Raw genomic sequence first — 26,714 nt, forward strand, 5'->3', positions numbered from 1 at the left:
ATCGTCAATATCAATAAGCTGGGCTCTATTTGATCCAACGCGGAACTAGGTACGTTTATGCAAACCCCAAACATTCTTATCGTAGAAGATGAACTCGTTACACGTAATACTCTCAAAAGCATCTTCGAAGCTGAAGGTTATTCAGTACATGAAGCAAGTAACGGCGATGAAATGTATGAGATCATTACCAATAACCCTATCAGCCTGGTAATCATGGATATTAATCTTCCAGGTAAAAATGGCTTACTGTTAGCACGTGAACTACGTGAAAAACATAATCTAGCCCTGATGTTTTTAACTGGTCGCGACAATGAAGTTGACAAGATTTTAGGTCTCGAAATTGGTGCTGACGATTACATTACCAAACCATTTAACCCACGTGAATTAACGATTCGTGCGCGTAACCTACTAGGCCGTACTTTTACGAAAACCCCAGTAGCAGACGAAGAAAAAGCAATCATTGAAGAATATGAATTCAATGGCTGGCGTCTGAATATCAACAGCCGTTCTTTAATTAGTCCGCTGAATGATTCGTTCAAACTACCACGTAGTGAATTCCGTGCAATGCTACACTTTGTAGAGAACCCAGGTAAAATTCAAACGCGTGCAATGTTATTGAAAAAAATGACAGGCCGTGAACTGAAACCACACGATCGTACTGTCGATGTAACTATTCGTCGTATCCGTAAGCATTTTGAAAGCATTGCTGATACGCCAGAGATCATCGCGACAATCCACGGTGAAGGTTACCGTTTTTGTGGTGAATTAAGCTAAGTTAGCTTCATTCACATATAATTCGCTGCGCTTTACTGTGTAGCAAATTATAAAAAAAGCGCTAATAATTAGCGCTTTTTTTGTGCCTAGCATTCTTGCTTATTAAATCTGACTAAGCTTATCTCGCCCTTTTACGCCACGTAGAATGGCTTGCAATAACTCACTGGCATCAAATTTAGTTAACGCTTCATCGGCACCGATTTGCTGTGCACGTTCAGTGCTAATAGCACTCGATAACGAAGTATGCAGAATGATGTAAGTCGCAGATACATTCGGTGTACTACGCACTTCAAATGCAACTTCATAGCCGTCTAAGCCTGGCATTTCGATATCACTGACCAACACATCGATTGGCTTACCAGATTCGACTGCCGACTGCATTATGGCTAATGCATCTTGACCATTATTTGACACTTGATAATGAATACCTGCTGCATCGAGTGCACCAGCAAGTTGATTACGCGCGACCATTGAATCATCCACCACCAAAATTTCTTTAGTGCGCAGTTGTTCAAGTTCAAGCTCACTAAACTGGGGTAACTCCACATCATAATTTGGATAAATGTCCGCTAACAAGCGTTCCACATCCATCAATTGCACTAATTGATCATCAAGCTTCATCACCCCTATGGTATATATATTACAACCGAGTGATGGATCTGGCGCCGAGATATCTTTCCAACTGCAATGCATGATCTTATCAATATGACGTACCAAAAAACCGACAACCTGACGGCTACAATCGGTGATAATAATATTACACGAGTCATATTCTTCTTTACTGACAGGGCGATAACCAACAGCATTCGCCATATCAATAATAGGAATAGTCCGACCTCGCAGTGTCGCTGCACCCATCACCATAGGGTGAGAACCCGGTATAGAATAAAGGCGGGGGGAGGGTACGATCTCCTGTACTTTCAACGTGCCTATGGCAAATTTTTGCTGGAGATTCAACTTAAATAATAATAAACCTTGTGACTGACTCATTACCCTTCCTACTTATTAATTAATACATTTACCTTTGACCTCCGACTATAGCATAGTTAATTATTTATACTATTTTATGTAATAAAAATAGTGACTAGGACATGATGCCTATACTTATTTAGTAGAAAGTAGTGATTTACAAAAAAAGACCGCAATAAATGCGGTCTTAATTATTGACAATATAACTTAGATAAGATTAACCTAAATTCACACGCGCATTGCGGAACATACGCATCCACGGGCTATCTTCGCCCCACTCTTCTGGATGCCATGAATTGCTCACACTGCGGAATACACGTTCCGGATGTGGCATCATGATAGTTACGCGGCCATCCGTGGTTGTTAAACCCGTAATACCTAATGGGGAACCATTTGGGTTTGATGGATATTGCGTCGTAGGTTGACCATAGTTATCAACGAAGTTAAGTGTCACTGTGCCACTGTTTTGTAGTGCTCGCAGATGCGCATCATCGCGTAATTCAATGCGACCTTCACCGTGAGATACAGCGATAGGCATTCTTGAACCAGCCATGTTACTTAAAAATAATGACGGATTTTTAGGTACTTCAACCAAGCTAAAACGTGCTTCAAAACGTTCCGATTGGTTGGTCACGAAACGTGGCCATAATTCTGAACCTGGGATAAGCTCACCCAAGTTAGATAACATCTGACAACCATTACATACACCCAGTGAGAAACTGTCTTCACGTTCGAAGAAAGCCGCAAACTGATCGCGTGCTTGGGGGTTAAACAAGATTGATTTAGCCCAACCTTCACCTGCACCCAGTACGTCGCCGTAAGAGAAACCACCACAAGCAACCAAGCCTGCGAAGTCTGCTAGGTTAACGCGGCCGGCAAGAATATCACTCATGTGAATATCTTGAGCAGCAAAACCTGCACGATCAAATGCCGCAGCCATTTCCGTTTGCGAGTTTACACCCTGCTCACGTAAGATAGCCATTTTTGGTTGTACGCCTGTTGCTATGTAAGGTGCCGCAATATCGTGGTTCACATCAAAGCTTAAGTTAACATTTAGACCAGGGTCTTTCACATCAAGTTTAAGATCGAATTCTTCTTGAGCACAACTTGGGTTGTCACGCAGTGCTTGCATTTTCAGCGTTGTTTCAGCCCACATCGCACGGTAATAAGTACGCGATTCAGCTAATACGATTTCACCGTTACGGGTGAAACGAATCATATCATCTTCATTGGTTGAACCAATCACATGACAACATGCAGCGAGACCGTGGCCTGCTAGTGTTGTTAGTACTTGTTCCTTCATTGCTGAAGACACTTGGATCACCGCACCTAACTCTTCTGAGTACAGTGCCGCAAGATCATCAGTACCTAGCATATCAAGTTCAACATCAACACCACAGTGACCAGCAAATGCCATCTCTGTTACTGTCGAGAATAAACCACCGTCACTACGGTCATGGTAAGCCAGTAATGATTGCTCTTTCACTAATACTTGCATCGCATCGAAGAAGCCTTTCAGCTGCTCAGCACTATCCACATCGGGTGTATGTTGACCCAGCTGCTTGTATACTTGTGCTAATGATGAAGCGCCTAGACGATTCTGGCCATTACCTAAATCGATAAGAATAAGGTCAGTTGCGCCTTTGTCAGTGCGTAGCTGCGGGGTGACTGTTTTACGTATATCAGTCACACGGCCGAATGCAGTAATAATCAGTGATAATGGTGACGTAACTTCTTTGTTTTCACCGTTATCTTCCCAGCGCGTCTTCATTGACATTGAATCTTTACCCACTGGAATAGTCAGGTTCAATTCAGGGCAAAGTTCTTCACCTACCGCTTTAACAGCCGCATATAAACCCGCATCTTCACCCGGGTGACCCGCTGCAGACATCCAGTTAGCAGACAAGTTAATACGGGTTAAATCACCAATTTCAGTCGCCGCAATATTGGTTAATGCTTCTGCAACCGCCATACGGCTTGATGCAGGGAAGTTTAACAATGCTAATGGCGTACGTTCACCAATGGCCATTGCTTCACCAGCGTAAGTATCAAAACTTGCTGCGGTTACTGCGCAATCGGCTACTGGCACTTGCCAAGGACCAACCATTTGGTCACGTGCAACTAAACCCGTTACCGAGCGGTCACCAATAGTGATCAAGAACGTCTTCTCAGCAATCGCAGGTAAACGTAATAGCCGCTCTGCAGCATCTTTAACCGTTACACCAGTAAAGTCTAATGCTTCACCTTCGGTTACCAGCGTTGTTGCTTCACGATGCATCTTAGGTGCTTTACCTAATAATACTTCCATTGGCATATCAATCGGCGTTTCGTCTAATAACGAATCCGTCACCGTCAAATGCAACGCTTCGGTCGCCACGCCAACCACAGAGAATGGGGTGCGTTCACGCTTACAAATCGCTTCGAATGTGGCAAGGTTTTCAGGTGCCACAGCCATGACGTAACGTTCTTGTGATTCATTACACCAGATTTCAAGCGGTGACATGCCTGGTTCATCGTTATTGATATCACGTAATTCGAATTTGGCGCCACGACCACCGTCATGCACAAGTTCAGGGAATGCGTTTGATAAACCACCCGCGCCCACATCGTGAATAAAAACAATTGGATTGTCGTCACCAAGCTGCCAGCAACGGTCGATCACTTCCTGACAACGACGTTCCATTTCTGGATTTTCACGTTGTACCGAAGCAAAATCTAAATCTTCGTGTGATTGACCTGAATCCATTGATGAAGCAGCACTGCCACCTAAACCAATATTCATGGCTGGTCCACCCAGAGCGATAAGTTTCGCGCCTACTGGGATATCTCCTTTTTTAATATGTTGGTCACGGATATTACCCAGACCACCAGCCAGCATAATTGGCTTGTGGTAACCACGTACTTCCACACCATTATGGCTGTTAACTTCAGCTTCATAAGTACGGAAATAGCCTAATAAGTTAGGACGACCAAATTCGTTATTAAATGCAGCGCCACCTAGTGGGCCTTCTAGCATAATGTCTAATGCACTAACGATACGACCCGGCTTACCAAAGTCGGTTTCCCACGGCTGTTCAAATCCTGGAATACGTAAGTTAGATACGCTAAAACCAACTAAACCAGCTTTTGGTTTCGAACCTCGACCCGTTGCGCCTTCATCACGAATTTCACCACCAGAACCTGTCGCGGCACCAGGCCAAGGAGATATTGCTGTTGGGTGATTGTGGGTCTCAACTTTCATCAGAATTTGAATATCTTCTTGGTGATATTCATACTGCTGCGTGTGTGGATCAGGGAAGAAACGGCCGGCTTTTGAACCTTCCATCACCGAAGCATTGTCTTTATATGCAGATAAAACATGATCACCGGTTTGTGCAAAGGTGTTCTTGATCATCTGGAATAATGATTTTTCTTGCTTTTGACCATCAATGGTCCAGTCAGCATTAAAAATCTTATGACGACAATGCTCTGAGTTTGCCTGAGCAAACATCATTAATTCGATGTCATTTGGATTACGCTTTAATTGCGTAAAGCTGGCAATCAAATAATCGATTTCATCTTCAGCCAGTGCTAAACCTAATTTAACATTCGCATCAACAAGTGCCTCACGGCCACCCGCTAAGATATCAACAGACTTTAATGGGCGCGCTTGTGCTTGCACAAATAACTGTTCCGCCGCATCTAAGTTATCAAATACAACTTCCATCATACGGTCGTGCATAAGGCTTGCTGTAGTTTGCAGTTGGCTTGGTGTTAGTGGTGTAGATGAAGAGATGTAGTAAGCGATGCCTCGTTCAAGACGTTTTATTTTAGAAAGGCCGCAGTTGATTGCGATATCGGTAGATTTAGAAGACCAAGGAGAAATAGTGCCGGGACGAGGAGTGACGAGAAGGAGAGTTCCTTCGGGAGCATGTTCTGCAATTCTTGGCCCGTAGGTCAACAATTTTTCCAGGACGCTCCGTTCATTGTCACTGAGCGGCTCTGTTACATCAGCAAAATGAATGTACTCCGCGTAAATTGTTATATCCGATAATCCTACATCATTACAACGTTCAACTAATTTATTAGTACGAAACTCAGAAAGCGCTGGCGCCCCTCGCATTATATGCATTAACTTTTTCTCACTAAAAGGGTTACTGGGGAAAAATCCCGATTATTATATGCAAATAATTACAATAACGATAGCGTTACGTTAATTTACTCATTAATTTTTTAACCCCCTAGCCAATAACATCGTTAATAATATTGATCACATTCTTATTTTACACATACATCATCACTGTTTTTTTATACAGTTAATAGTAATTGAGTATTGTGTAATGGCAATGAAAACGCTATAAAGATAGAACTCATATAGATATTCACATTTTTATATTAAAGGTTATGATTTGCAGACATTTTTAGCACGCTTACAACTCTTTTTTAAACTCGGCTTGATCATTATTTTAAGCCTGGTTGTTTCCGGCTGCATGCAAGAACAAGATAGCAGAACCCAATTAGAAAAGATCAAAGCTGCAAAAGAACTGCATGTGAAAACCATTTATGGTCCTGCTAACTACTATATTGAAGGCAATAAACCTGCTGGGCTTGAATACGAATTGTTAAAACAATTCAGCGATTATCTGGGTGTCGAGTTAATTATCCACCCCTACCATTCACTAAAAACTATGTTAGAAGCAAACTCGACCAAAGATAAACCTTTTGCGTTATCCGCGGCAGGCTTAACACGCACCAAAAAACGCTTAACTGAATATCGTATGGGACCAAGTTATTATGAGGTAAAACAATTACTCATTTATCGTAAAGGCAGCCTAAGACCGCGTAATCTGCAGCAGATTGTCGATCCTATCTACGTAGTAAAAAGTTCCAGTCATGAAGAGTACGTGCAAAAACTGCAACGTAAGCACCCCGAACTCAACATTACTTATAAAACGTTTCCTGACGAAGAGATCTTATTCAGTAATTTAGAAGCAGGTAACATCAAACTCGCGATCGCCGATGATACCTCATTATCTCAGCACCAATATTATTACCCACACTTAAATAAAGCCTTTATACTGGATAATGAACTTGATATCGTTTGGCTTATGGATAAAAACGATGATGATTCATTAGCCAATGCAGTACTAGCCTTTTTCACCTTGCAGCAAGTATCTGGTAAGATGGAGCAATTACAAGAAAAGTATTTTGGCCACATTGATACCTTTGACTTTGTCGATACCCGTACTTTCTTACGCCGTGTTGATTCTCAACTGCCCAAATACGAAGCTTTATTTCGTCAATATGCCGGACAATTAGATTGGCGCTTGCTGGCTGCGGTGAGTTACCAAGAATCGCATTGGAATCCCAAGGCAAAGTCACCGACTGGGGTACGTGGCATGATGATGCTAACTTGGCCCACTGCCAGAGAATTTGGCGTGACCTCACGTATTGATGCCGAGCAGAGTGTACGGGCTGGTTCAGCCTATTTAGCCAAACTGATTAATCGCCTGCCGGATACTATTTCTGAGCACGAAAAACCTTGGTTTGCATTAGCCGCCTATAATATAGGTTACAGTCATTTAATTGATGCGCGAAAAATCACCGCAAAACTCGGTGGCAATGAAAATAGCTGGACTGAAGTCAAAGACATCATTCCGTTATTGCAACAACGTAAATGGCATCAATATACCCGTTTTGGTTACGCTAGGGGCAATGAGGCGATCAAGTATGTCAGTAATATTCGTAAGTATTACGATAGCTTGCGTTGGTTTGACGAACAAATAAACCTGTCCGAACAAGTTGCACGTGATGTGGGCTTTAAGTTATCGACAAGAACAGAGCTACGGCTGGTGGCTGGTGACCGCTGAATTTAAATAACATCTATTCGCTGTCACAATATACGCATAAAACTGACATAAAAGTTTCATGTGCATCTTATTTATATTACTGTATGTTTATAACCATAACGATAAGATAACGCCTAGGACTAGGACTAGAATATTAAGGATCACAAGATGCTAAAGAAAAGATCAAAATTAAAGCTTAAAACACCAAGACGCCTAATAGCGCGCTCAAGAATAAATCGTTCACTGCTTCACCGCCAGCGCTCATTCTTTTTACAAAATGAATTTGCCGACTTACCTGATTTATTAGATTAACCTTTCAGTAACAACTTCAGGGCTTTTTTCTCTTTACGGCGTCTTTTAAAAAACTGACTCAATAATGCGCCAGTCTCACTAGCAAAAACCCCTGAACGTACTTCTATTTGATGATTCAATTGCACGTGCTCAACCAGATTGAATACCGACCCCGCCGCACCCGTTTTTAAATCGACTGCCCCATACACTAAACGCTTTACACGACTATGCACCATGGCACCTGCACACATAGGGCAAGGTTCTAAAGTTACATAGAGAGTGGCATCAATAAGTCGATAATTCTCAACGGTTTTACCCGCTTCACGTAATGCCATAATTTCAGCATGCGCGGTCGCATCGTGCAAATGAATCGACTGATTCCAGCCTTCACCAATGATTTGATCATCCAGCACAATCACAGCACCAACAGGAACTTCATCAATCGCTTCGGCCTTGCCTGCTAATATGATCGCATGTTGCATCCAGTGTTCGTCAACGTGTAGTTGTTCAGGCGTTAGGGCTAAATCAGATAAAGGGCTTCTATCTTCACTAATGCCTTCGGTAATGTCTTCGGTCATGACTATCTACAATGCAGTGTAATTTATGACGATAATAGCATAAATTAAACAGCAACAAAAAAAGGGTAAGCCCGATTCTCTCCGGCTTACCCTTTCAGCATTAATCTAGGAGATTAACGTTATATTATGTCCAGTCGAGGATAACTTTACCTGACATGCCTGAACGCATAATATCAAAACCTTCTTGGAATTGATCAATTGGGAAGTGGTGCGTGATGATAGGCGTTAGGTCTAAGCCTGACTGAATTAATGCAGCCATTTTGTACCAAGTTTCAAACATTTCACGACCGTAAATACCTTTAATGACTAAACCTTTAAAGATAACATTGCCCCATTCGATGCTCATGTCATTTGGAGGGATACCCAACATAGCAATTTTACCGCCATGGTTCATCTTGTCTAGCATATCGCGAAATGCAGATGGCACACCTGACATTTCAAGGCCAACATCGAAGCCTTCAGTCATTTTAAGCTCGTCCATCACGTCTTTCAGTGACTCTTTGGTGACGTTCACCGCACGAGTAACTCCCATTTTACGCGCAAGATCAAGACGGTATTCATTCACATCAGTGATCACAACATTACGTGCACCAACGTGCTTACATACTGCCGCAGCCATGATGCCGATTGGACCAGCACCGGTGATTAATACATCTTCACCAACCACATCAAATGATAACGCAGTGTGTACTGCGTTACCAAACGGATCAAAAATAGCCGCCATGTCATCAGAAATATCATCGGGTAGTTTGAATGCATTAAATGCCGGAATAACTAAGTATTCAGCAAATGCGCCTTCACGGTTAACACCAACACCAATCGTATTACGACATAAATGGGTACGGCCGGCACGACAGTTACGACAGTGACCACAGGTAATGTGACCTTCACCAGAAACGCGATCACCTAATGTGAAACCACGAACTTCCTGGCCAATACCAACAACTTCACCCACATACTCGTGACCAACAACCATAGGTACTGGAATGGTTTTTTGTGACCATTCATCCCAGTTATAAATATGGATATCGGTACCACAGATCGCGGTTTTACGGATCTTAATTAACAGGTCATTGTGGCCAAGCGTTGGCTTTTCCACGTCTGTCATCCAAATACCTGGTTCAGGTTTTAATTTTGCTAGTGCTTTCATTTTCTTAAATCCACTTGTCTCGATGATATTAAGCTTCAATACTTAGACTCTCGATAGTAGGTACTAGGTACTTCGAAGCTTAATTAATTGTCTATTTAGATGATGCCAAGATCTTTACCGATACGGGTAAATGCGGCAATGGCAATATCAATTTGTTCTACGCTGTGCGCTGCTGACATTTGCGTACGGATACGTGCTTTACCATGTGGAACCACTGGAAAAGAGAAACCGATAACATAAATTCCTTCCACTAATAAACGCTCTGACATTTCAGCAGCCAGTGCCGCATCACCAATCATTACCGGTACAATTGCGTGGTCAGCACCTGCCAGTGTAAAACCAGCTGCGCTCATTCCACGGCGGAAATGTTCAGCGTTAGATTTAACTTTGGCACGTAATTCATGGCTTTCTTCCATCATGTCGATAACACGAATTGATGCAGCCACAATCGCAGGGGCAACCGAGTTGGAGAATAAGTATGGACGTGAACGCTGACGTAACCAATCAACTACTTCTTTTTTAGCTGATGTGTAACCGCCTGACGCGCCGCCTAATGCTTTACCTAATGTACCGGTGATAATATCCACACGATCCATAACGCCGCAATGTTCAGGGGTACCACGACCGCCTTCACCAACAAAACCAACCGCATGTGAATCATCAACCATCACCAGTGCGTTATATTTGTCTGCAAGATCACAAACGCCTTTTAGGTTAGCGATCACGCCGTCCATTGAAAATACACCATCCGTTGCGATCAACTTGTGGCGAACACCTGCAGCATCGGCCGCAATCAGCTGTTCTTCTAGTGATGCCATGTTGTTATTTTTGTAACGGAAGCGTTTTGCTTTACATAAACGTACACCATCAATAATTGATGCGTGGTTTAGTTCATCTGAGATAATGGCATCTTCTGCACTTAATAACGTCTCAAATAAACCCGTGTTTGCATCAAAGCAAGACGTATACAAGATAGTATCTTCCATACCAAGGAAAGTACTGATCTTGCTTTCTAATTCTTTATGTTTGTCCTGGGTACCACAGATAAAGCGTACTGACGCCATACCGAAACCGTGACTATCTAAACCTGATTGTGCCGCCGCAATTAAATCAGCATGGTTAGCCAAACCTAAATAGTTGTTCGCACAGAAGTTAACAACTTCATTACCTGCCACTTGAATGTTGGCATTTTGGGCTGAAGTAATCACGCGCTCGTTTTTATAAAGGCCATCAGCTTTAGTTTGTTCTAGCTGAGATTGAATTTGCGAATAAAATGATGTGGTCATCTGGCCAACTCCTAAGGTTAATGTCGATTTGATAGTGAAACGCCACGCATTTTACTAAACATAGCGGATCAAGCCAGAAATATATGGAAAATACGCAAGTATTTTTTGCCAAGTTGTTACGTAGCACTACTTATTGCAACATATCACCAATAACGTTGATAAAAAAAACCAGCTAAAGTAGCTGGTTTTTTTTAACGACAGGAGAGAAAATCTGTATGCATTACATATTTAGTGGTATTAACTAGTTAGCGACACGCTTATATTCACGATACTCTGGTAACCAGAAGTTCTTTTCAATCTTGTTACGGATCGCTTCATCAGATGTCTGCAGAGCAACACCTTGCAATTGTGCTGTTTTAGCTACCCAAAAAGCAATCTCTTTACTGACCGAATGAATGTCCGTTAATGGTGGTAATAGTGGACCTTCACCATCACGACCTAATGGTGAACAATCCGCTAATGCACGACTGGCCGCCATTAACATTGCATTTGTTACACGCGTCGCTTCTGCAGCCAGCACACCTAAACCAATACCGGGAAAAATGTAGCTATTGTTACATTGTGCAATAGTGATCAATTCATCACCATAACTTACCGGTGGGAACGGACTACCAGTAGCGACTAATGCACGACCTTCTGTCCAGCGGATAAGATCTTGTGGTGTCGCTTCAACTCGTGATGTAGGGTTACTTAACGGGAATATAATCGGACGCTCAGTATTTGCCGCCATGGTTTTAATGACTTGTTCAGTAAACAGACCCGGCTGCCCAGATACACCAATTAGAATCGATGGTTTAGCATGTATCATCACGTCAAGTAGTGAGATCACATCGCTATCAATTTTCCACTCGTCTCGCAGTCCCTGATGTTGTACTAATTTCTGTTGGAAATCGAGTAAGTTTGGCATTTTGTCTGTTAACACACCAAAACGGTCAACCATAAATACACGCTCACGCGCTTGGTCATCAGATAGACCTTCTGACTTCATTTGCGCTACGATCTGTTCGGCAATACCACAACCCGCAGAGCCCGCACCTAAGAACGCAACTTTTTGCTCACTAATTTTAGTTTTTGCAGCGCGACAGGCCGCCATCAAGCTACCCAGCGTCACCGCAGCTGTACCTTGAATATCATCATTGAAACAACAAATTTCATCTTTGTAACGTTGTAATAATGGCATTGCATTTTGTTGTGCAAAATCTTCAAACTGCAATAATACATTTGGCCAACGACGTTTTATTGCATCAATAAACAGCTCTAAAAATTCATCATATTTATCTTGGTCAATACGCGGGCTACGCCAGCCCATGTACATCGGATCCTGCAGACGTTTTTCGTTATTGGTGCCCACATCGAGCACGATAGGTAAACAGTTTGCTGGGCTAATACCACCACACGAAGTATAGAGTGATAGTTTACCAATTGGGATACCCATGCCGCCGATACCTTGATCACCCAAACCAAGAATACGCTCACCATCCGTTACTACGATCACTTTAACATTCTGTTTATTTACATTATGTAAAATATCATCCATGTTTTCACGCTCAGGGTAAGAGATAAATAGACCGCGAGCACGGCGGTAAATATCCGAGAATTGCTGACAAGCTGCACCAACCGTAGGGGTATAAATAATTGGCATCATCTCTTCAAGATGATTCTCAACTAAACGGTAAAATAATGTTTCATTGGTATCTTGGATATTGCGTAAATAAACGTGTTTATCCATCGCACTTTCAAAGCCAGAAAATTGCTTATATGCACGTTCCGATTGTTCTTGGATAGATTCAACCATCGGCGGGATTAATCCCGTAAGGTTAAAACTTTGACGCTCTATAGTACTAAAACCACTGCCTTTATTTAATAAAGGGGTTTCTAATAATGCAGAGCCAGCGTAGGGTAAATACAGAGGACGACTTGTTGTGCTCATTGATATCTCATATAGATGAAAGAGTGCAGTATGCGACCAGCCATAACTACTGGACGGGCTAAAATGACGAAGGAATATACCCAACTAAGCTATCATGATCTAAAGAAAAAAACTAAAGATAACGATAATCGCTGACAATATATTCCAATATATTCTTTTTTATATACAGAAAGTTAACAAGCACTGAGGTCGATTATTTAATTGAGATAATCTTGTTTTTGTACTGTGTTTTGTAGTAACTCAGGTTGAATTTTCTGTAAGCTTAAATTAATAATTTGGCGAATTCGCTCTCTCGACATCGATAGACGTTCGCCGATAACATGTAGAGTCAGTGGATCTTCTTCTCCTAACCCAAATCTTAATTCAATGATTTTTCTATCACGTTCAGATAAATGTCCCAATACTTCATTCAAATAACATAATGTATCAGCATCTTCGAGTTCCTCGTTTGGTTTACAAATAGAATAATCTTCTAACATATCGACCAACGCCGTACTCGAATCACGATCAGTCACGATTGTTTTATCTAAACTTGCTTCATTAAAATAATAGGATAACACTTCAGTAACTTGTGCGTACTGCATTTCCAATAATTCTGCCAATGTCATCACATCATGATTACATTGTAAGTCTAATTCTTGTTCACGTGCTGTTTTTAAAATGCGTTTATATATTTTACCAATATGGATTGGCACGCGAATAGTACGTGATTGGTTCATAATAAAGCGTTCGATATTATTTTTGATCCACCACACAGCATAAGTAGAAAAACGAAAACCTTTGGTCGCGTCAAACTTCTCGACAGCATGGATTAACCCTGTGTTCCCTTCTTGGATTATATCAACGAGCGGTAGAGAAGTATGTTGGTAGCGTTTAGCGATATTAATCACCAAACGTAAATTAGATTGGATCATGCGTTGTCTGGCTTTTTCATCACCTTCATTAGAAGCGATAGCTGTTTCATATTCTTCCTCTTTCGTTAATAGTTTACTACTTTGGTTAACTTGATACATGTATACATCTAGTGCATTCGATTCGTTAGATAATTCCATTTTTCTATCTCCCTAAGCGAGTATCTCCACATGAAACCACGCTTACAAATTAAACATACCTAGCAACAACTATAAAACTAACTAGAAACAAATTTTGATTAGAACATAATTCAGTAGAAATAAGGTTAGTCGGGAATTAATTTTTAGAACGGTTATTCTTAAAAAAAACAATAACATTATTAGATTAGTCATAAAATACAATAAAACCAAACAAGGTCAGACCAGACAATCATTATCCGCCACTATTGTTAATAAGTTTATTGACCGTTATGATGCTGAGAATACCAAGTTGAATACGGCGTGAACTAATGACGGGGGTATTTAACCCTAAATTTTAGCTATAAAAAAGGGTGTTCCCACTAAGGACACCCTACTGCATGACTATCACTTTATTTCTGCATTACGATGGCAGTTCGCACGTACGTTCAATTTTACGCGACTGACCATTATCATCGATAGCAACATAAGTAAATGTTGCTTCGGTAACGATATAACGGTAGTTCACTTTAGGTGCGTTGATTAACGGCTTAACCCAAATCTCTAATTTAATCGTCATTGAAGAATTACCAATGCGAGTACACGAACCATAACAACAAACCACATCACCAACAGCAACCGGTTTATGAAATGTCATACCATCAACTGAAATAGTAGCTACTCGTCCTTGTGCTATCTCTTTTGCTAAAATACCACCTGCGATATCCATTTGTGACATGATCCAACCACCAAAGATATCGCCATTGGCATTGCAATCACTCGGCATTGATAACGTTCGTGTTAATAGTTGGCCTTTTGGTATAGTCATAATCATCTCTTAGTATTTGATTTTATTTAGTTAAAAGTAGCGATGCTAAGTAAAACATATTCTTTAGTCGTTATTCTATCTGACATGCTAACGCCGAGATCGCCTTTATTATAATAATTATATTCGAACTGCCCTATTTACGCCAAATAAGGCTTAATTTTACATTGAATGAAAATGCTTAATCTCTGTAATTAATAAGTCGATTGCGTCAACGGTAATATCTTGATGAACCACAAAACGGATCGCATTACTGGCACTAATAATAATGCCTTTAGTACGTAAATATGCCGACAGTGCTTTACCATCTTTCCCTGTGTATTGAGTAAAGATCATATTGGTTTGCACACTGTCTAAATCAAAAGTAAACTCAGTCAGGGTCAATAATTGGTGTGCTAAATATTGCGTTTTTTCATGATCAATCGCTAACTTATCAATTTGCTCATCTAACGCTAAAATACCGGCTGCGGCCAGAATACCCGCTTGACGCATACCGCCACCCAGCATTTTACGCCAGCGTCTGGCACTGCGAATTAATGATTCAGAGCCAAGTAATAATGAACCAACCGGTGCTGCAAGTCCTTTCGATAAGCAAATAGATACGGAATCAAAATATTGGGTGATCTCACTCGCATCGACGTTAAGTTTAACCGCGGCATTAAAGACACGCGCCCCATCAAGGTGAATACGTAATCCATGCTCAAAGGCCAATGCTTGCGCTTGAGCTAGATACTCAAGCGATAAGACTTTACCGCCAATGGTATTTTCTAATGATAACAATTTGGTTTTAGCATGGTGATCATCATCCGGTTTAATATTGTCACGAATGGCTTGTAGACAAATACTACCATCGGCCTCGTTGGCAATAGGTTGTGGTTGTACACTACCTAATACCGCAGCACCCCCGCCTTCCCAACGATAGTTATGGGCATTTTGACCACAAATATATTCATCACCTCGCTGACAATGCGCCATAATAGCTAACAAGTTAGCCTGTGTACCTGACGAACAAAAGATAGCAGCATCAAATCCATAACGCTCTGCGGCCATTTGTTCGAGTTTATTCACGGTTGGATCATCGCCATAAACATCATCACCTACAACGGCAGTCGCCATAGCTTCACGCATAGCGGCGGTGGGTTGCGTTACCGTATCACTTCTAAAATCAAACATTTACAGCGTCCTTCACTTTACATCCATACAAACATCTATTTTTACACAGTTTGATAACAATTAATATTTGAATACCTGACTATCTCAGCTAAGTTATCTGAAATTAGTATAACATCTGAGTACAAGATTGATTCGTATTTATTAACCAGCCCGTAAAAAAGCTGTAGGTAATAAAATTACCTACAGCTTAATGATGACAGCAAATATAACACCGCATGAAATCGGGTTAATTTATATTAGCGACATTATGAATTAACGACATTATCCGTTTTTCTTGCATGAGCATGACTCACGGCGGCGGTAAATACCACATCCGTTGAGCTGTTCAGCGCCGTCTCGGCTGAATCCTGTAATACCCCAATGATAAATCCGGTAGCTACCACCTGCATGGCAATATCGTTATCAATACCAAATAAGCTACAAGCTAATGGGATCAGCAATAATGAACCGCCAGCGACACCGGAAGCACCACATGCAGAAATAGCCGCAATAACGCTTAATAGTAAGGCAGTTGGTAAATCAACCGCAATACCTAAAGTATTCACTGCCGCTAAAGTAAGTACCGTGATCGTGATCGCCGCACCGCCCATGTTAATGGTTGCACCCAGTGGAATAGAAACCGAGTAAGTATCTTTATGTAAGTTTAGTTTTTTACATAACTCCATATTTACCGGTATATTCGCTGCGGATGAACGCGTGAAGAACGCAGTAATACCACTTTCACGTAGACACTGAAAAATAAGCGGGTACGGATTTTGACGTGACATGAAAAATAAAATGGCCGGATTAATCACTAACGCAACAATCAGCATTGATCCCAGTAATACCGCCAATAAGTGGGTATAACTTGCCATTGCCGAAAAACCCACCGTAGCAAATGTTGACGCCACTAGACCAAAAATACCTAAAGGTGCAAATCGGATCACCACATGTACTATCTTTGACACACCACCAGCAATGTCACTGATAACCAGCTTAGTAGTCGATGATGCGTGCTTCAAGACTACACCAAAACCGATACCCCACGTCAGCACCCCAATAAAGTTGCTGGTCACGATCGCATTGATTGGATTATCGACCACTTTATAAATAAGGTTCCGTAATACATCGGTGATATTACTTGGTGCCGTATTCGTTGCACTTTCGGTCATTAAAACTAACTGTACCGGAAATAAAAAACTGAGACTAACCGCGACCAACGCAGCAGCAAAGGTGCCAAGTAGATACAAGATAATCACAGGGCGCATATTAGCATTGGTATTCACTTCTTGATTGGCTATCGCCGAGATAACTAATACAAATACTAATAAAGGTGCGATAGCTTTTAGCGCACTGACAAATAGCCCGCCAAATAGACTTGCTTCTTTAGCAATTTCAGGGGCTGCATACGCTAGCGCAATACCCGCAATAATACTAATTATGATCTGCTTAACCAAACTTAATTGAAAAAGCCCTGCTACTTTACTGCCCATACCACATCCTAAATATCTATAAACACCAATAAAGGCAGGATAATATCAAATTAAATGAAAAAGATAATATTAAACATTAGTAATTAGTCACAAAACAACAATAAATATTAAATTTTAACGTGAATTATAGCTCTCGACACTTGCGCTGCTTATTTATCTGACAATAACGTCCTTATTCAGCATAGTCATACTGCTAATCATCTGCGGGGAATTAGTCTTATCCTGCCAGTGGATCTTAATCTCGACTTCCTTTAGCAGACTTGATGTGCTGGTCGTAGTTAACGTTCTCACTTGCCAAGTTAAATTAAACCAGTGCTGGTCATATTGAATATCCCCCGCACTCAAGTTACCGCCAACATTGGTATTCAAAGCACTATATCCATCAATCGAATCCGTCAAATACCGTATTTCATTCAGCTTATACTCCATTAACGCCCATGCAGCGGTATATTGTGATTGCTGTAATACAATTTTCGCCTGAATTAACTTTAGCGCTGTCATGCCCAATAGAGGCAGTGATAGCATAAATAGACAGATCATCACTTCAAGTAAGCTTGCTCCCTGCTGCGACACGTATCGTTTAAGCCGCATTCAAAATCCGAATAAAGAACTGGGTTGCCAAACCCAATGCTCTAATGTCGTAATAAGCTTGCGCTGCACCACAAGTTGCTCGATATTGTTGTATGGGAGCGCGAGTGACACATTGAAAACACCTTCTCGCTCAACGCATAAATAAAACAGCGCTGACAATCTATATTCGCGCATCATATCATTAGGTATGACTACCTGACGACTATCTAATGTTAAGTTAGTACATGGTGCTACCAAAGCAAATAATTCAGGGGATTCATAGAGCACCATATAAAATAAATCCAACTCATTTACCGCTATAATTCTCGCTTTTAAGTAATTAAGGTGAAACTGATTACGTTGAATGCGCTGTTGCTGAATATGTGCAAACGACAAACTGGCACTGATCATAATAAAGACTAGAATTAGCGTCATCGATAGCAAAGCAAAACCATGGACAGCGAAACATGGCGATTGTTTATCGCACACTATAGAAAAACCCTCGCACTAGTATTTCGAAAAAAGTGAAGTTCAATATCCATTAAGTGACGATGACGTATACTTAACGCGATAGTGACATAACCTTTCATTCTTTGCGGCGACGTATACGACTGCTGCACAACTGTAAATTTCAATAAGGTAATTTCGATACTCGCGGTGTCAGAAATCATCTCCCATCCTAAGCCACCATCACAACCAACCTCACTGCCTTTACGTAACTGTATGCCACCATTATATAACCGAAAGCCAAAATTTTCGCCACTAAAAATACGATCTTCATTACGATCATAACGGTAAGTAATACAATCTTGCCGGGTATTCACATTAAAAATTTTATCGTTGTTATAAATAAAAGGGTTCACTTCTGCTATATTAGTTTTATAACCCGCGCGCGCTAATTCGCGCTGCATAATGATCAGTAAATTTTGCGCTTCCTGCTGCACGAGATAATATTGTTCTGCCCGATTATTTTGCACCTCATGTGTGGCGAATATACTAAAAATTCCAACCGAGATAACACCGACTAAAGCAAGCGAAATCATGGTTTCGATTAGCACAAATCCAGTGCTATAAACACGCAAAGGTAATGATGCTTTAACAGGGCGCATAAATAGCACTCTCTCCTCTATCCATACAAATTCGAATACGCCCCTGAGTACTCACAATTACCTTAGTGGCGAAACCGCCGGATACAAGGTGATAGGTAGTCCCGTTGGTCATGCCAAATAATGGTGAAAAAGATAACTGGGAACGATTAGTGGAGAGCTCAATATCATTTATCGTGGCGCTAACTTGGCCATATTTAGACTGACATAATGCACTCGATGTAAAGCAATCACAATTTTCGAACTGACTGATGACCCAACATGATTCACCAGCAGTCATTACCGAATTGTTTATTTGTACATTAAAATAATGTGGCACCCCCCGAGCTATCGCTAATTGTTTAGTAACATTTAACGCTTCAACTAATTGCCTTGTGAGATTACATAATTTATTTTTATTCACGTATGCACTATATGAAGGCACACTTAAAGCCATCAATATAGTCACTATTGCCAACGATAACAGTAATTCGATTAAGGTTAGTCCTAGTGATTTTAATTTACAGTGCATCATTCGCATTAGCTTCATTTATTCGAGGTTGAGTAACACTAACCTTAGAATAAAATGTAATCACTGATACTTTTATATTAATAAACAGGTAACATGTTCCATTATTATTGAATCCAGCCACAGTGACGACTTGTTCGCTTTGATTAAACGCAGTGAAACAAACAAGTAAATCACAGGTGTAATTAAAGACAAACACGTAAAATTAAAGAGTTATCATGTCAAAAATAGATTTTTCAGCAATTAACAAAAGCAGTTCAAAATCGTTTCATGAACAGCGTAATACTATTAAAAATGTATGCCTTGGAAAAACGGTTTTATGCCCAGTATGTCAACAAGCATTAAAGTTATTACCACCAAAGAACAAAAATGATGAATCTAGAACCGGTGTGGGCTGCGTAAAAGGTTGCACGTTTATTGAATTGGAATTTGAACTGTAATAGCGGTGATTAACCGTAAGCTATTTATAATCAAGAACTGTTTATAAATATAAAATTTTGCAGATATAAAAAACCTCGCTACTTATTGTTACTAGCTGTAACTGAAGTAGCGAGGTTTTTTATTAACTATAAATACTTACTGCTTACTTAATGCGAGTATGTAACTCTTGTATTGAACGAACAGTACCACGGGCATCGGCAGAGTGCGCTTGGCACGTTGCAAATGCAGCATTCATTGTGGTTGTGTAGTTCACTTTATAACGTAACGCAGCTGCACGTAGTTGGCGAGAATCTTCAATCGCAACACGACCTTCCGTCGTATTAATGATATAGCTGTATTCGCCATTCTTAATACGGTCAAGAATATGTGGACGACCTTCATGTACCTTGTTAACGAGACGAAGATTAATCCCTTCTTCACCCAGTGCAACCGCAGTACCGTGAGTCGCATCAATCTCAAAACCAAGTGCAATTAACTGCTTCGCTAATTCAGCGGCACGAGCCTTATCTCCGTCACGAACAGAGATAAGAGCACGACCACTCTTAGCCACTTCCGCAGAAGCTCCAAGCTGTGCTTTAGCATAAGCTTCAGCGAATGTATCACCCACGCCCATTACTTCACCAGTAGAGCGCATTTCTGGACCTAATAACGGATCAGCACCTGGGAATTTAGAGAATGGTAATACCACTTCTTTAACCGAGTAATATGGTGGGATAACTTCTTTAGTGAAACCAAGTTCAACTAACGTTTGACCCGCCATTACACGTGCAGCAATTTTTGCTAGTTGCACACCCGTTGCTTTTGAAACAAAAGGAATCGTACGTGCAGCACGAGGGTTTACTTCAATAAGGTAAACTTTATTATCTTTCACTGCGAACTGGGTATTCATTAAGCCAATAACACCTAATTCTAATGCTAACGCGCGCACTTGGTCACGCATAACATCAAGAATTTCGGGGCCTAATGAATGAGGAGGTAATGAACAACCTGAGTCACCAGAATGAACACCTGCTTGTTCAATGTGCTCCATGATGCCGCCAATAACAACATCTTTACCGTCACAAATAGCATCAACGTCAAGTTCGATTGCGTTATCAAGGAAACGGTCCAGTAATACTGGAGATTCGTTAGAAACACTTACCGCTTCTTTGAAGTAACGACGTAAATCGATTTCGTCATATACGATCTCCATCGCACGGCCACCAAGTACATACGAAGGACGTACAACTAACGGATAACCGATAGATTCGGCGGAAATAATCGCTTGTTCAGTCGTTGTTACCGTCGCATTATCTGGCTGTAACAAACCTAAACGCTCAACCGCTTGTTGGAAGCGTTCACGATCTTCAGAACGATCAATCGCATCTGGTGATGTACCTATGATTGGTACGCCAGCCGCTTCTAAGGCACGCGCTAGTTTAAGTGGTGTTTGACCACCGTACTGAACGATCACACCTTTCGGCTTTTCAACGCGGACGATTTCTAATATATCTTCTAATGTAATCGGTTCGAAGTAGAGACGGTCAGATGTATCGTAATCTGTTGACACAGTTTCAGGGTTACAGTTAACCATGATAGTTTCGTAACCATCTTCACGCATTGCTAAGGCAGCGTGTACACAACAGTAATCGAATTCGATACCTTGACCAATACGGTTAGGACCGCCACCGATGATCATGATTTTATCGTTATCGGTTGGATTCGCTTCACATTCTTCATCGTAAGTAGAATACATGTAAGCGGTATCACTTGAGAATTCGGCGGCACAGGTATCTACACGTTTGTAAACCGGAAAGATCTCTAAACGATGACGTAATTCACGGATTTCATTTTCACTTACACCGGCAAGTTTACACAGACGTAAATCAGAGAAACCTTTACGCTTAAGTTGACGTAATGACGTTTCGTTTAGACCCGCAAAACCAATTTTACTGACGTTTGCTTCAGCGCTAACAATGTCTTCGATTTGTACTAAGAACCAAGGATCAATACATGTGATCGCATAAATCTCATCGGTTGACATGCCAATACGGTAAGCATCCGCAATATAGAAGATACGTTCAGCGCCCGCTTCTGTTAGCTCTTGACGGATCTTCGCCGCTGCAGACTCATCGGTTACGTTCACTTCTGGATCAAAACCATTCTTACCGATTTCTAGACCCCGTATTGCTTTTTGTATTGACTCTTGGAAGTTACGACCAATCGCCATGACTTCACCCACAGATTTCATTTGGGTGGTTAAACGGTCATTAGCACCGGCAAATTTTTCGAAATTAAAGCGTGGCATCTTAGTAACCACATAATCCAGTGTTGGTTCAAATGATGCAGGTGTTGCACCACCCGTAATATCATTGGATAGTTCGTCTAACGTGTAACCAACCGCTAATTTCGCCGCAATTCGAGCAATTGGGAAACCCGTTGCTTTTGATGCCAGTGCAGATGAACGAGATACGCGTGGGTTCATCTCAATAACAACCATACGGCCATCAACTGGGTTGATACCGAACTGTACGTTTGAACCACCTGTTTCTACACCAATTTCACGTAGCACAGCCATCGATGCATTACGCATGATCTGGTATTCTTTATCCGTGAGTGTTTGCGCTGGTGCCACCGTAATTGAGTCACCGGTGTGAATACCCATTGGGTCAATGTTTTCAATTGTACAGACAATTATACAGTTATCGTTTTTATCACGAACCACTTCCGTTTCGTACTCTTTCCAACCGATTAATGATTCATCAATCAATAATTCCGTGGTGGGTGAAAGCTCAAGACCCAAGGTACAAATATCTTCAAACTCTTCCAAGTTATAAGCGATACCGCCACCTGTGCCACCCATAGTGAATGATGGGCGAATAATACAGGGGAAGCCAACTTCGGCTAATACACCGTGTGCTTCTTCGAGAGTATGTGCGATACCAGCGCGAGGCGTTTCAAGACCAATGGCTTTCATTGCTTTGTCAAAACGGCTACGGTCTTCCGCTTTATCAATCGCGTCAGCTGTTGCACCAATCATCTCAACGTTAAACTCGGCTAACACACCCTTGCTTTCTAACTCAAGTGCACAGTTTAATGCCGTTTGACCACCCATCGTCGGTAATAGCGCATCTGGACGTTCTTTTTCGATGATGTTACGTACCACTTCCCAATGGATCGGCTCGATGTAAGTCGCGTCCGCCATTTCTGGGTCAGTCATAATTGTCGCTGGGTTTGAGTTAACTAGAATAACTCGGTAGCCTTCTTCACGAAGTGCTTTACAAGCTTGAGCACCGGAATAGTCAAACTCACACGCTTGACCGATTACGATAGGACCAGCGCCCAAGATTAGAATACTTTTTATATCATTACGTTTTGGCATAGTTCAATTCTCTACTAGGTATCAGGCTTAGGCTTGGCTTTTTTCCATATTCTTTTCCATCAACTCGATAAAGTGATCGAAAAGTGGCGCCGCATCGTTTGGACCAGGACTTGCTTCAGGGTGACCCTGGAAGCTAAATGCGGCTTTATCAGTACGATGTAGACCTTGTAAAGAGCCATCGAATAATGACTTGTGCGTCATTCTTAGATTGTCCGGTAACGTTGTTTGATCTACTGCGAAACCATGGTTTTGCGCGGTGATCATAACGACATCACGTTCCATGTCTTTTACAGGATGGTTAGCACCGTGATGACCGAATTTCATTTTTAATGTTTTAGCACCACTTGCTAATGCAAGTAATTGGTGGCCTAAACAAATACCAAATACCGGAATATCTGTCGTCAAAATTTCTTTAATTGCTGCGATGGCATAATCACACGGTTCTGGATCACCAGGGCCATTTGATAAGAACACCCCATCGGGATTTAACGCCAGTACGTCTTTCGCCAATGTTTGCGCAGGGACAACCGTTAGACGGCAGCCGCGATCAACTAACATACGTAAGATATTGCGCTTAACACCATAATCATAAGCAACGACGTGGAAGCGAGAGTCTGTAGCATCAGCAGGTAAACCACCCATTAATGTCCAGCTACCTTGGTTCCATTCGTATGATTCTTTAACGGTTACTTCTTTCGCTAAATCCATGCCTTTTAGGCCAGGGAATGCCTTAGCTAATTCTAATGCTTTCGCTTCATCTGGATTTTCACCCGCGATAATACAACCAGCTTGCGCCCCTTTATCACGTAAGATGCGGGTAAGTTTACGGGTATCAATATCCGCAATACCAACAACATTACGTTCTTTTAGATAATCAGTAAGTGATTGTTGATTACGGAAATTAGAAGTAACTAACGGAAGATCTCGAATGACTAGTCCACAAGCATGAACATCTGAAGATTCTGCATCTTCATCATTTGTACCAGTGTTACCGATATGTGGGTAAGTGAAAGTAACGATTTGGCGAGAATAGGAAGGGTCGGTTAATATTTCTTGATAACCAGTCATTGAAGTATTAAAAACAACTTCACCTACCGAATGACCTTCTGCACCGATAGACACACCACGGAATACTGTTCCGTCTTCCAACACCAACAAGGCGATATTACTCAAGACAACCTCCAAAAATAGATAGAAAAATAATAAAATAAATCAACTATTTACCCTAGGCTGTCACACAGCATAATAATTCGAGATAAAAAACCAACCTCTGAATTACTAAATTTTGGCAAATTCCGCGGATAATACAGACAAAATAAATGTTACGCAACTGTTTTTTTATGTTTTGAATTTAAGATTTAAGATCAAGTACATCTTGCATTGTATACAAGCCTTGCTCTTGGGCAAATACCCAAGTTGATGCACGTATAGCACCTTTTGCAAATGTCATACGACTTGATGCTTTATGTGTAATTTCAATGCGTTCTCCAATGTCCGCAAACATAGCGGTATGCTCACCAACCATATCACCGGCTCTAATGGTAGAAAAACCAATGGTTTCACGATCGCGCTCACCGGTATTACCTTCGCGGCCATACACAGCCACTTTATTCAGATCACGACCAAGGGTATTGGCAATCACTTCGCCCATAGCTAATGCGGTACCAGACGGTGCATCCACTTTATAACGGTGATGACCTTCGATGATCTCAATGTCAGTGTAATCACCCATAACCTTAGCCACCATTTCTAACAGTTTAAACATCACATTAACACCAACACTCATGTTGGGTGCAAATACCACACCAATCGCATTACCGGCATCATGGATCAGTTGTTTTTGTTCATCGCTAAACCCCGTTGTTCCAATGACTATTTTCTTATGATTCGCAACCGCAAACTCAAGATGCTGCAAGGTTGCTTCTGGCGCGGTAAAATCGACAATGACATCAAAGTCATTAACCACGTCAGCCAGGCTACTAACCACTTTAACACCGAGTGAACCAAGACCAGCTAACTCGCCAACATCTGCGCCTAAGAAATTACACTCCGGACGTTCGATTGCTGCACCAACAATGGCTGCACCATCACTATCTTGAATGGCTTCTAAAATCGTACGGCCCATACGACCATTACAACCCATCACCGCAATTCTTACCGTTTGTCCCATCTAGACTTCTCCCTGTGTTTATTATTAATCAAATAGTTATAGTACTTTGATAATAGCACTCCTCGAAACACATCAACAACGCTAACTTGCGTTTCTTAAGCATAAAAATTAGACATAAAAAAACCCGCTATTCTAACTACTAGAATGCGGGTTTTCTTATACTGAATATTAGCAATCAACCGAAGATACCAAATAGGCCAGCCCATAGGTGTATCATCGGTATTGTTAAAAACACAATTAAAAATACTAATGCATATTTCCAGTTAAAATCGTTATACGTTGCCATTACTCATTATCCATCAATTGATCTAAATCAAAAATCATCTTACCTAAATAATAATGGCTCAGCAGCAACTATATCAGCCACACAACAAATTTATACCTTTATAGGTAGTGCGATTTAAAGTTTCACGACTAAAGCAATAGCGAAATTATGCTGATGTAATACCACCGAATTAACGGAAAGCATATTTAAGACATAAAAAAACGCCTTGCTCATATCGCGATGAACAAGGCGTTTAGCTAGTTTGTAATAGAACTGATTAGATGATGTCTAATAGTTCTACTTCAAATACTAGTGCTTGGAATGGACCGATTGCAGCGCCTGCGCCCTGTTCGCCATAAGCAAGGTTGTGTGGGATAGATAGCTTGAATTTATCACCAACGTTCATTAGTTGTAGTGCTTCAGTCCAACCAGCGATAACGCCGCCAACTGGGAATTCAGCAGGTTGACCACGATCCACAGAACTGTCAAATACAGTACCGTCAGTTAGCATGCCATGATAATGAACACGCACTGTAGATTCTGCAGTTGGTTTTTCCTCGATGTCGCCACGTCCCATAACTTCATACTGTAAACCAGATTCAGTGACAGTAACTTCTTCACGCTCTGCATTTGCAGCTAGGAATTTTTCACCTTCAGCAGCAAATACTTTAGATTTTTCAGCTTTTTCAGTTTCTAATTTCTCATGGATCAGTTTAAAAGCATCGTTTAGCTCTTCATCGCTAACTTTGCTTTCTGCACCAGCGAACGCATCAGCAAGACCAGCTTGAACAGCTGAAATTTCTAGACCTTCAAATGGATTAGCCGCAAGCTGTTGACCCATTTGTAGACCAATACCGTAACTACCTTTTTGTTCACTTGTTGCAAATTCAGACATAATTAAACTTCCATAATTCTTAATGATAAACACAGTGCTGTGTTGCTTAAATAACTAGGTATGGGCGATTTACTTAAAAACAAGGGAGACAAT

Annotated in this window: 21 protein-coding genes; 3 read left to right on the forward strand and 18 right to left on the reverse strand. The window is 41.2% G+C overall.

The window, feature by feature from the left end; all coding sequences use genetic code 11:
• Positions 1-57 precede the first annotated feature (57 nt).
• On the forward strand, positions 58-774 hold the full coding sequence (arcA, locus tag MORIYA_RS09805) for a two-component system response regulator ArcA (protein WP_112714768.1): 717 nt from the start codon (positions 58-60) through the stop codon (positions 772-774).
• A gap of 102 nt (positions 775-876) precedes the next feature.
• Here the strand turns inward: arcA and MORIYA_RS09810 are convergent, their stop codons facing one another.
• Both MORIYA_RS09810 and purL read right to left on the reverse strand, forming a co-directional pair.
• On the reverse strand, positions 877-1,764 hold the full coding sequence (locus MORIYA_RS09810; RefSeq protein ID WP_112714770.1) for a chemotaxis protein: 888 nt from the start codon (positions 1,762-1,764) through the stop codon (positions 877-879).
• A gap of 196 nt (positions 1,765-1,960) precedes the next feature.
• Complete coding sequence (purL, locus tag MORIYA_RS09815) at positions 1,961-5,854, reverse strand: phosphoribosylformylglycinamidine synthase (protein ID WP_112714772.1); 3,894 nt, start codon at positions 5,852-5,854, stop codon at positions 1,961-1,963.
• Positions 5,855-6,131: 277 nt separating this feature from the next.
• On the opposite strand from purL, the gene mltF reads away from it, so the two are divergent.
• On the forward strand, positions 6,132-7,592 hold the full coding sequence (gene mltF / locus MORIYA_RS09820; protein WP_112714774.1) for a membrane-bound lytic murein transglycosylase MltF: 1,461 nt from the start codon (positions 6,132-6,134) through the stop codon (positions 7,590-7,592).
• A gap of 287 nt (positions 7,593-7,879) precedes the next feature.
• Here mltF and tadA read toward each other — a convergent pair whose 3' ends face one another.
• The 12 genes from tadA to MORIYA_RS09880 form a co-directional block, all read right to left on the reverse strand.
• Positions 7,880-8,440: a tRNA adenosine(34) deaminase TadA gene (gene tadA, locus MORIYA_RS09825; protein WP_112714776.1), complete on the reverse strand. Its 561-nt coding sequence runs from the start codon at positions 8,438-8,440 to the stop codon at positions 7,880-7,882.
• A 124-nt stretch (positions 8,441-8,564) separates the two neighbouring features.
• Positions 8,565-9,590: an L-threonine 3-dehydrogenase gene (tdh, locus tag MORIYA_RS09830; RefSeq protein ID WP_112714778.1), complete on the reverse strand. Its 1,026-nt coding sequence runs from the start codon at positions 9,588-9,590 to the stop codon at positions 8,565-8,567.
• A gap of 95 nt (positions 9,591-9,685) precedes the next feature.
• Complete coding sequence (locus MORIYA_RS09835; protein WP_112714780.1) at positions 9,686-10,876, reverse strand: glycine C-acetyltransferase; 1,191 nt, start codon at positions 10,874-10,876, stop codon at positions 9,686-9,688.
• A 241-nt stretch (positions 10,877-11,117) separates the two neighbouring features.
• Entirely contained in the window at positions 11,118-12,806 is a 1,689-nt protein-coding gene (locus MORIYA_RS09840) for an NAD-dependent malic enzyme (protein ID WP_112714782.1), read from the reverse strand.
• A 197-nt stretch (positions 12,807-13,003) separates the two neighbouring features.
• Positions 13,004-13,858: a sigma-70 family RNA polymerase sigma factor gene (locus MORIYA_RS09845; protein ID WP_112714784.1), complete on the reverse strand. Its 855-nt coding sequence runs from the start codon at positions 13,856-13,858 to the stop codon at positions 13,004-13,006.
• Between the two features lie 400 nt (positions 13,859-14,258).
• Positions 14,259-14,669, reverse strand: coding sequence for an acyl-CoA thioester hydrolase YciA (gene yciA / locus MORIYA_RS09850; protein ID WP_112714786.1), 411 nt, complete (start codon positions 14,667-14,669; stop codon positions 14,259-14,261).
• A gap of 153 nt (positions 14,670-14,822) precedes the next feature.
• Entirely contained in the window at positions 14,823-15,833 is a 1,011-nt protein-coding gene (gene ltaE, locus MORIYA_RS09855; RefSeq protein ID WP_112714788.1) for a low-specificity L-threonine aldolase, read from the reverse strand.
• 245 nt (positions 15,834-16,078) lie between these two features.
• Positions 16,079-17,305, reverse strand: coding sequence for a serine/threonine transporter SstT (gene sstT, locus MORIYA_RS09860; RefSeq protein ID WP_112714790.1), 1,227 nt, complete (start codon positions 17,303-17,305; stop codon positions 16,079-16,081).
• A 153-nt stretch (positions 17,306-17,458) separates the two neighbouring features.
• Entirely contained in the window at positions 17,459-17,896 is a 438-nt protein-coding gene (locus MORIYA_RS09865; protein WP_112714792.1) for a type IV pilus modification PilV family protein, read from the reverse strand.
• Positions 17,897-18,364, reverse strand: coding sequence for a hypothetical protein (locus MORIYA_RS09870; protein WP_232011588.1), 468 nt, complete (start codon positions 18,362-18,364; stop codon positions 17,897-17,899).
• A complete protein-coding gene (locus MORIYA_RS09875) occupies positions 18,364-18,984 on the reverse strand; it encodes a hypothetical protein (RefSeq protein ID WP_112714794.1) in 621 nt (206 codons plus the stop codon). The genes MORIYA_RS09870 and MORIYA_RS09875 overlap by 1 nt, the downstream gene beginning before the upstream one ends.
• Positions 18,971-19,495: a GspH/FimT family pseudopilin gene (locus MORIYA_RS09880; RefSeq protein WP_112718557.1), complete on the reverse strand. Its 525-nt coding sequence runs from the start codon at positions 19,493-19,495 to the stop codon at positions 18,971-18,973. Before MORIYA_RS09880 ends, MORIYA_RS09875 begins: the two co-directional genes overlap by 14 nt.
• 212 nt (positions 19,496-19,707) lie before the next feature.
• Here MORIYA_RS09880 and MORIYA_RS09885 point away from each other — a divergent pair, with 212 nt between their 5' ends.
• The gene (locus MORIYA_RS09885) at positions 19,708-19,929 is read left to right on the forward strand and encodes a hypothetical protein (protein ID WP_112714796.1); all 222 of its coding nucleotides are present in this window, start codon (positions 19,708-19,710) and stop codon (positions 19,927-19,929) included.
• Between the two features lie 143 nt (positions 19,930-20,072).
• On the opposite strand, the gene carB is transcribed toward MORIYA_RS09885, so the two are convergent.
• The 4 genes from carB to MORIYA_RS09905 all read right to left on the reverse strand — a co-directional run bounded on the left by carB (position 20,073) and on the right by MORIYA_RS09905 (position 26,621).
• The gene (gene carB / locus MORIYA_RS09890) at positions 20,073-23,291 is read right to left on the reverse strand and encodes a carbamoyl-phosphate synthase large subunit (RefSeq protein ID WP_112714798.1); all 3,219 of its coding nucleotides are present in this window, start codon (positions 23,289-23,291) and stop codon (positions 20,073-20,075) included.
• Positions 23,292-23,318: 27 nt separating this feature from the next.
• A complete protein-coding gene (carA, locus tag MORIYA_RS09895) occupies positions 23,319-24,476 on the reverse strand; it encodes a glutamine-hydrolyzing carbamoyl-phosphate synthase small subunit (RefSeq protein ID WP_197713376.1) in 1,158 nt (385 codons plus the stop codon).
• A 166-nt stretch (positions 24,477-24,642) separates the two neighbouring features.
• Entirely contained in the window at positions 24,643-25,461 is an 819-nt protein-coding gene (gene dapB, locus MORIYA_RS09900) for a 4-hydroxy-tetrahydrodipicolinate reductase (protein WP_112714802.1), read from the reverse strand.
• A 542-nt stretch (positions 25,462-26,003) separates the two neighbouring features.
• Positions 26,004-26,621, reverse strand: a complete 618-nt coding sequence (locus MORIYA_RS09905) for an FKBP-type peptidyl-prolyl cis-trans isomerase (protein WP_112714804.1) — start codon at positions 26,619-26,621, stop codon at positions 26,004-26,006.
• Between the last annotated feature and the right edge of the window lie 93 nt (positions 26,622-26,714).

Origin of the sequence: Moritella yayanosii (assembly GCF_900465055.1) — a bacterium.
GTDB classification, from domain to species: domain Bacteria; phylum Pseudomonadota; class Gammaproteobacteria; order Enterobacterales; family Moritellaceae; genus Moritella; species Moritella yayanosii.

Coding starts and splice junctions, on each gene's coding strand:
- arcA (WP_112714768.1), top strand. CDS start 58: ATGCAAACCCCAAACATTCTTATCGTAGAAGATGAACTCGTTACACGT.
- MORIYA_RS09810 (WP_112714770.1), bottom strand. CDS start 1,764: ATGAGTCAGTCACAAGGTTTATTATTATTTAAGTTGAATCTCCAGCAA.
- purL (WP_112714772.1), bottom strand. CDS start 5,854: ATGCATATAATGCGAGGGGCGCCAGCGCTTTCTGAGTTTCGTACTAAT.
- tadA (WP_112714776.1), bottom strand. CDS start 8,440: ATGACCGAAGACATTACCGAAGGCATTAGTGAAGATAGAAGCCCTTTA.
- tdh (WP_112714778.1), bottom strand. CDS start 9,590: ATGAAAGCACTAGCAAAATTAAAACCTGAACCAGGTATTTGGATGACA.
- MORIYA_RS09835 (WP_112714780.1), bottom strand. CDS start 10,876: ATGACCACATCATTTTATTCGCAAATTCAATCTCAGCTAGAACAAACT.
- MORIYA_RS09840 (WP_112714782.1), bottom strand. CDS start 12,806: ATGAGCACAACAAGTCGTCCTCTGTATTTACCCTACGCTGGCTCTGCA.
- MORIYA_RS09845 (WP_112714784.1), bottom strand. CDS start 13,858: ATGGAATTATCTAACGAATCGAATGCACTAGATGTATACATGTATCAA.
- yciA (WP_112714786.1), bottom strand. CDS start 14,669: ATGATTATGACTATACCAAAAGGCCAACTATTAACACGAACGTTATCA.
- ltaE (WP_112714788.1), bottom strand. CDS start 15,833: ATGTTTGATTTTAGAAGTGATACGGTAACGCAACCCACCGCCGCTATG.
- sstT (WP_112714790.1), bottom strand. CDS start 17,305: ATGGGCAGTAAAGTAGCAGGGCTTTTTCAATTAAGTTTGGTTAAGCAG.
- MORIYA_RS09865 (WP_112714792.1), bottom strand. CDS start 17,896: ATGCGGCTTAAACGATACGTGTCGCAGCAGGGAGCAAGCTTACTTGAA.
- MORIYA_RS09875 (WP_112714794.1), bottom strand. CDS start 18,984: ATGCGCCCTGTTAAAGCATCATTACCTTTGCGTGTTTATAGCACTGGA.
- MORIYA_RS09880 (WP_112718557.1), bottom strand. CDS start 19,495: ATGATGCACTGTAAATTAAAATCACTAGGACTAACCTTAATCGAATTA.
- MORIYA_RS09885 (WP_112714796.1), top strand. CDS start 19,708: ATGTCAAAAATAGATTTTTCAGCAATTAACAAAAGCAGTTCAAAATCG.
- carB (WP_112714798.1), bottom strand. CDS start 23,291: ATGCCAAAACGTAATGATATAAAAAGTATTCTAATCTTGGGCGCTGGT.
- dapB (WP_112714802.1), bottom strand. CDS start 25,461: ATGGGACAAACGGTAAGAATTGCGGTGATGGGTTGTAATGGTCGTATG.
- MORIYA_RS09905 (WP_112714804.1), bottom strand. CDS start 26,621: ATGTCTGAATTTGCAACAAGTGAACAAAAAGGTAGTTACGGTATTGGT.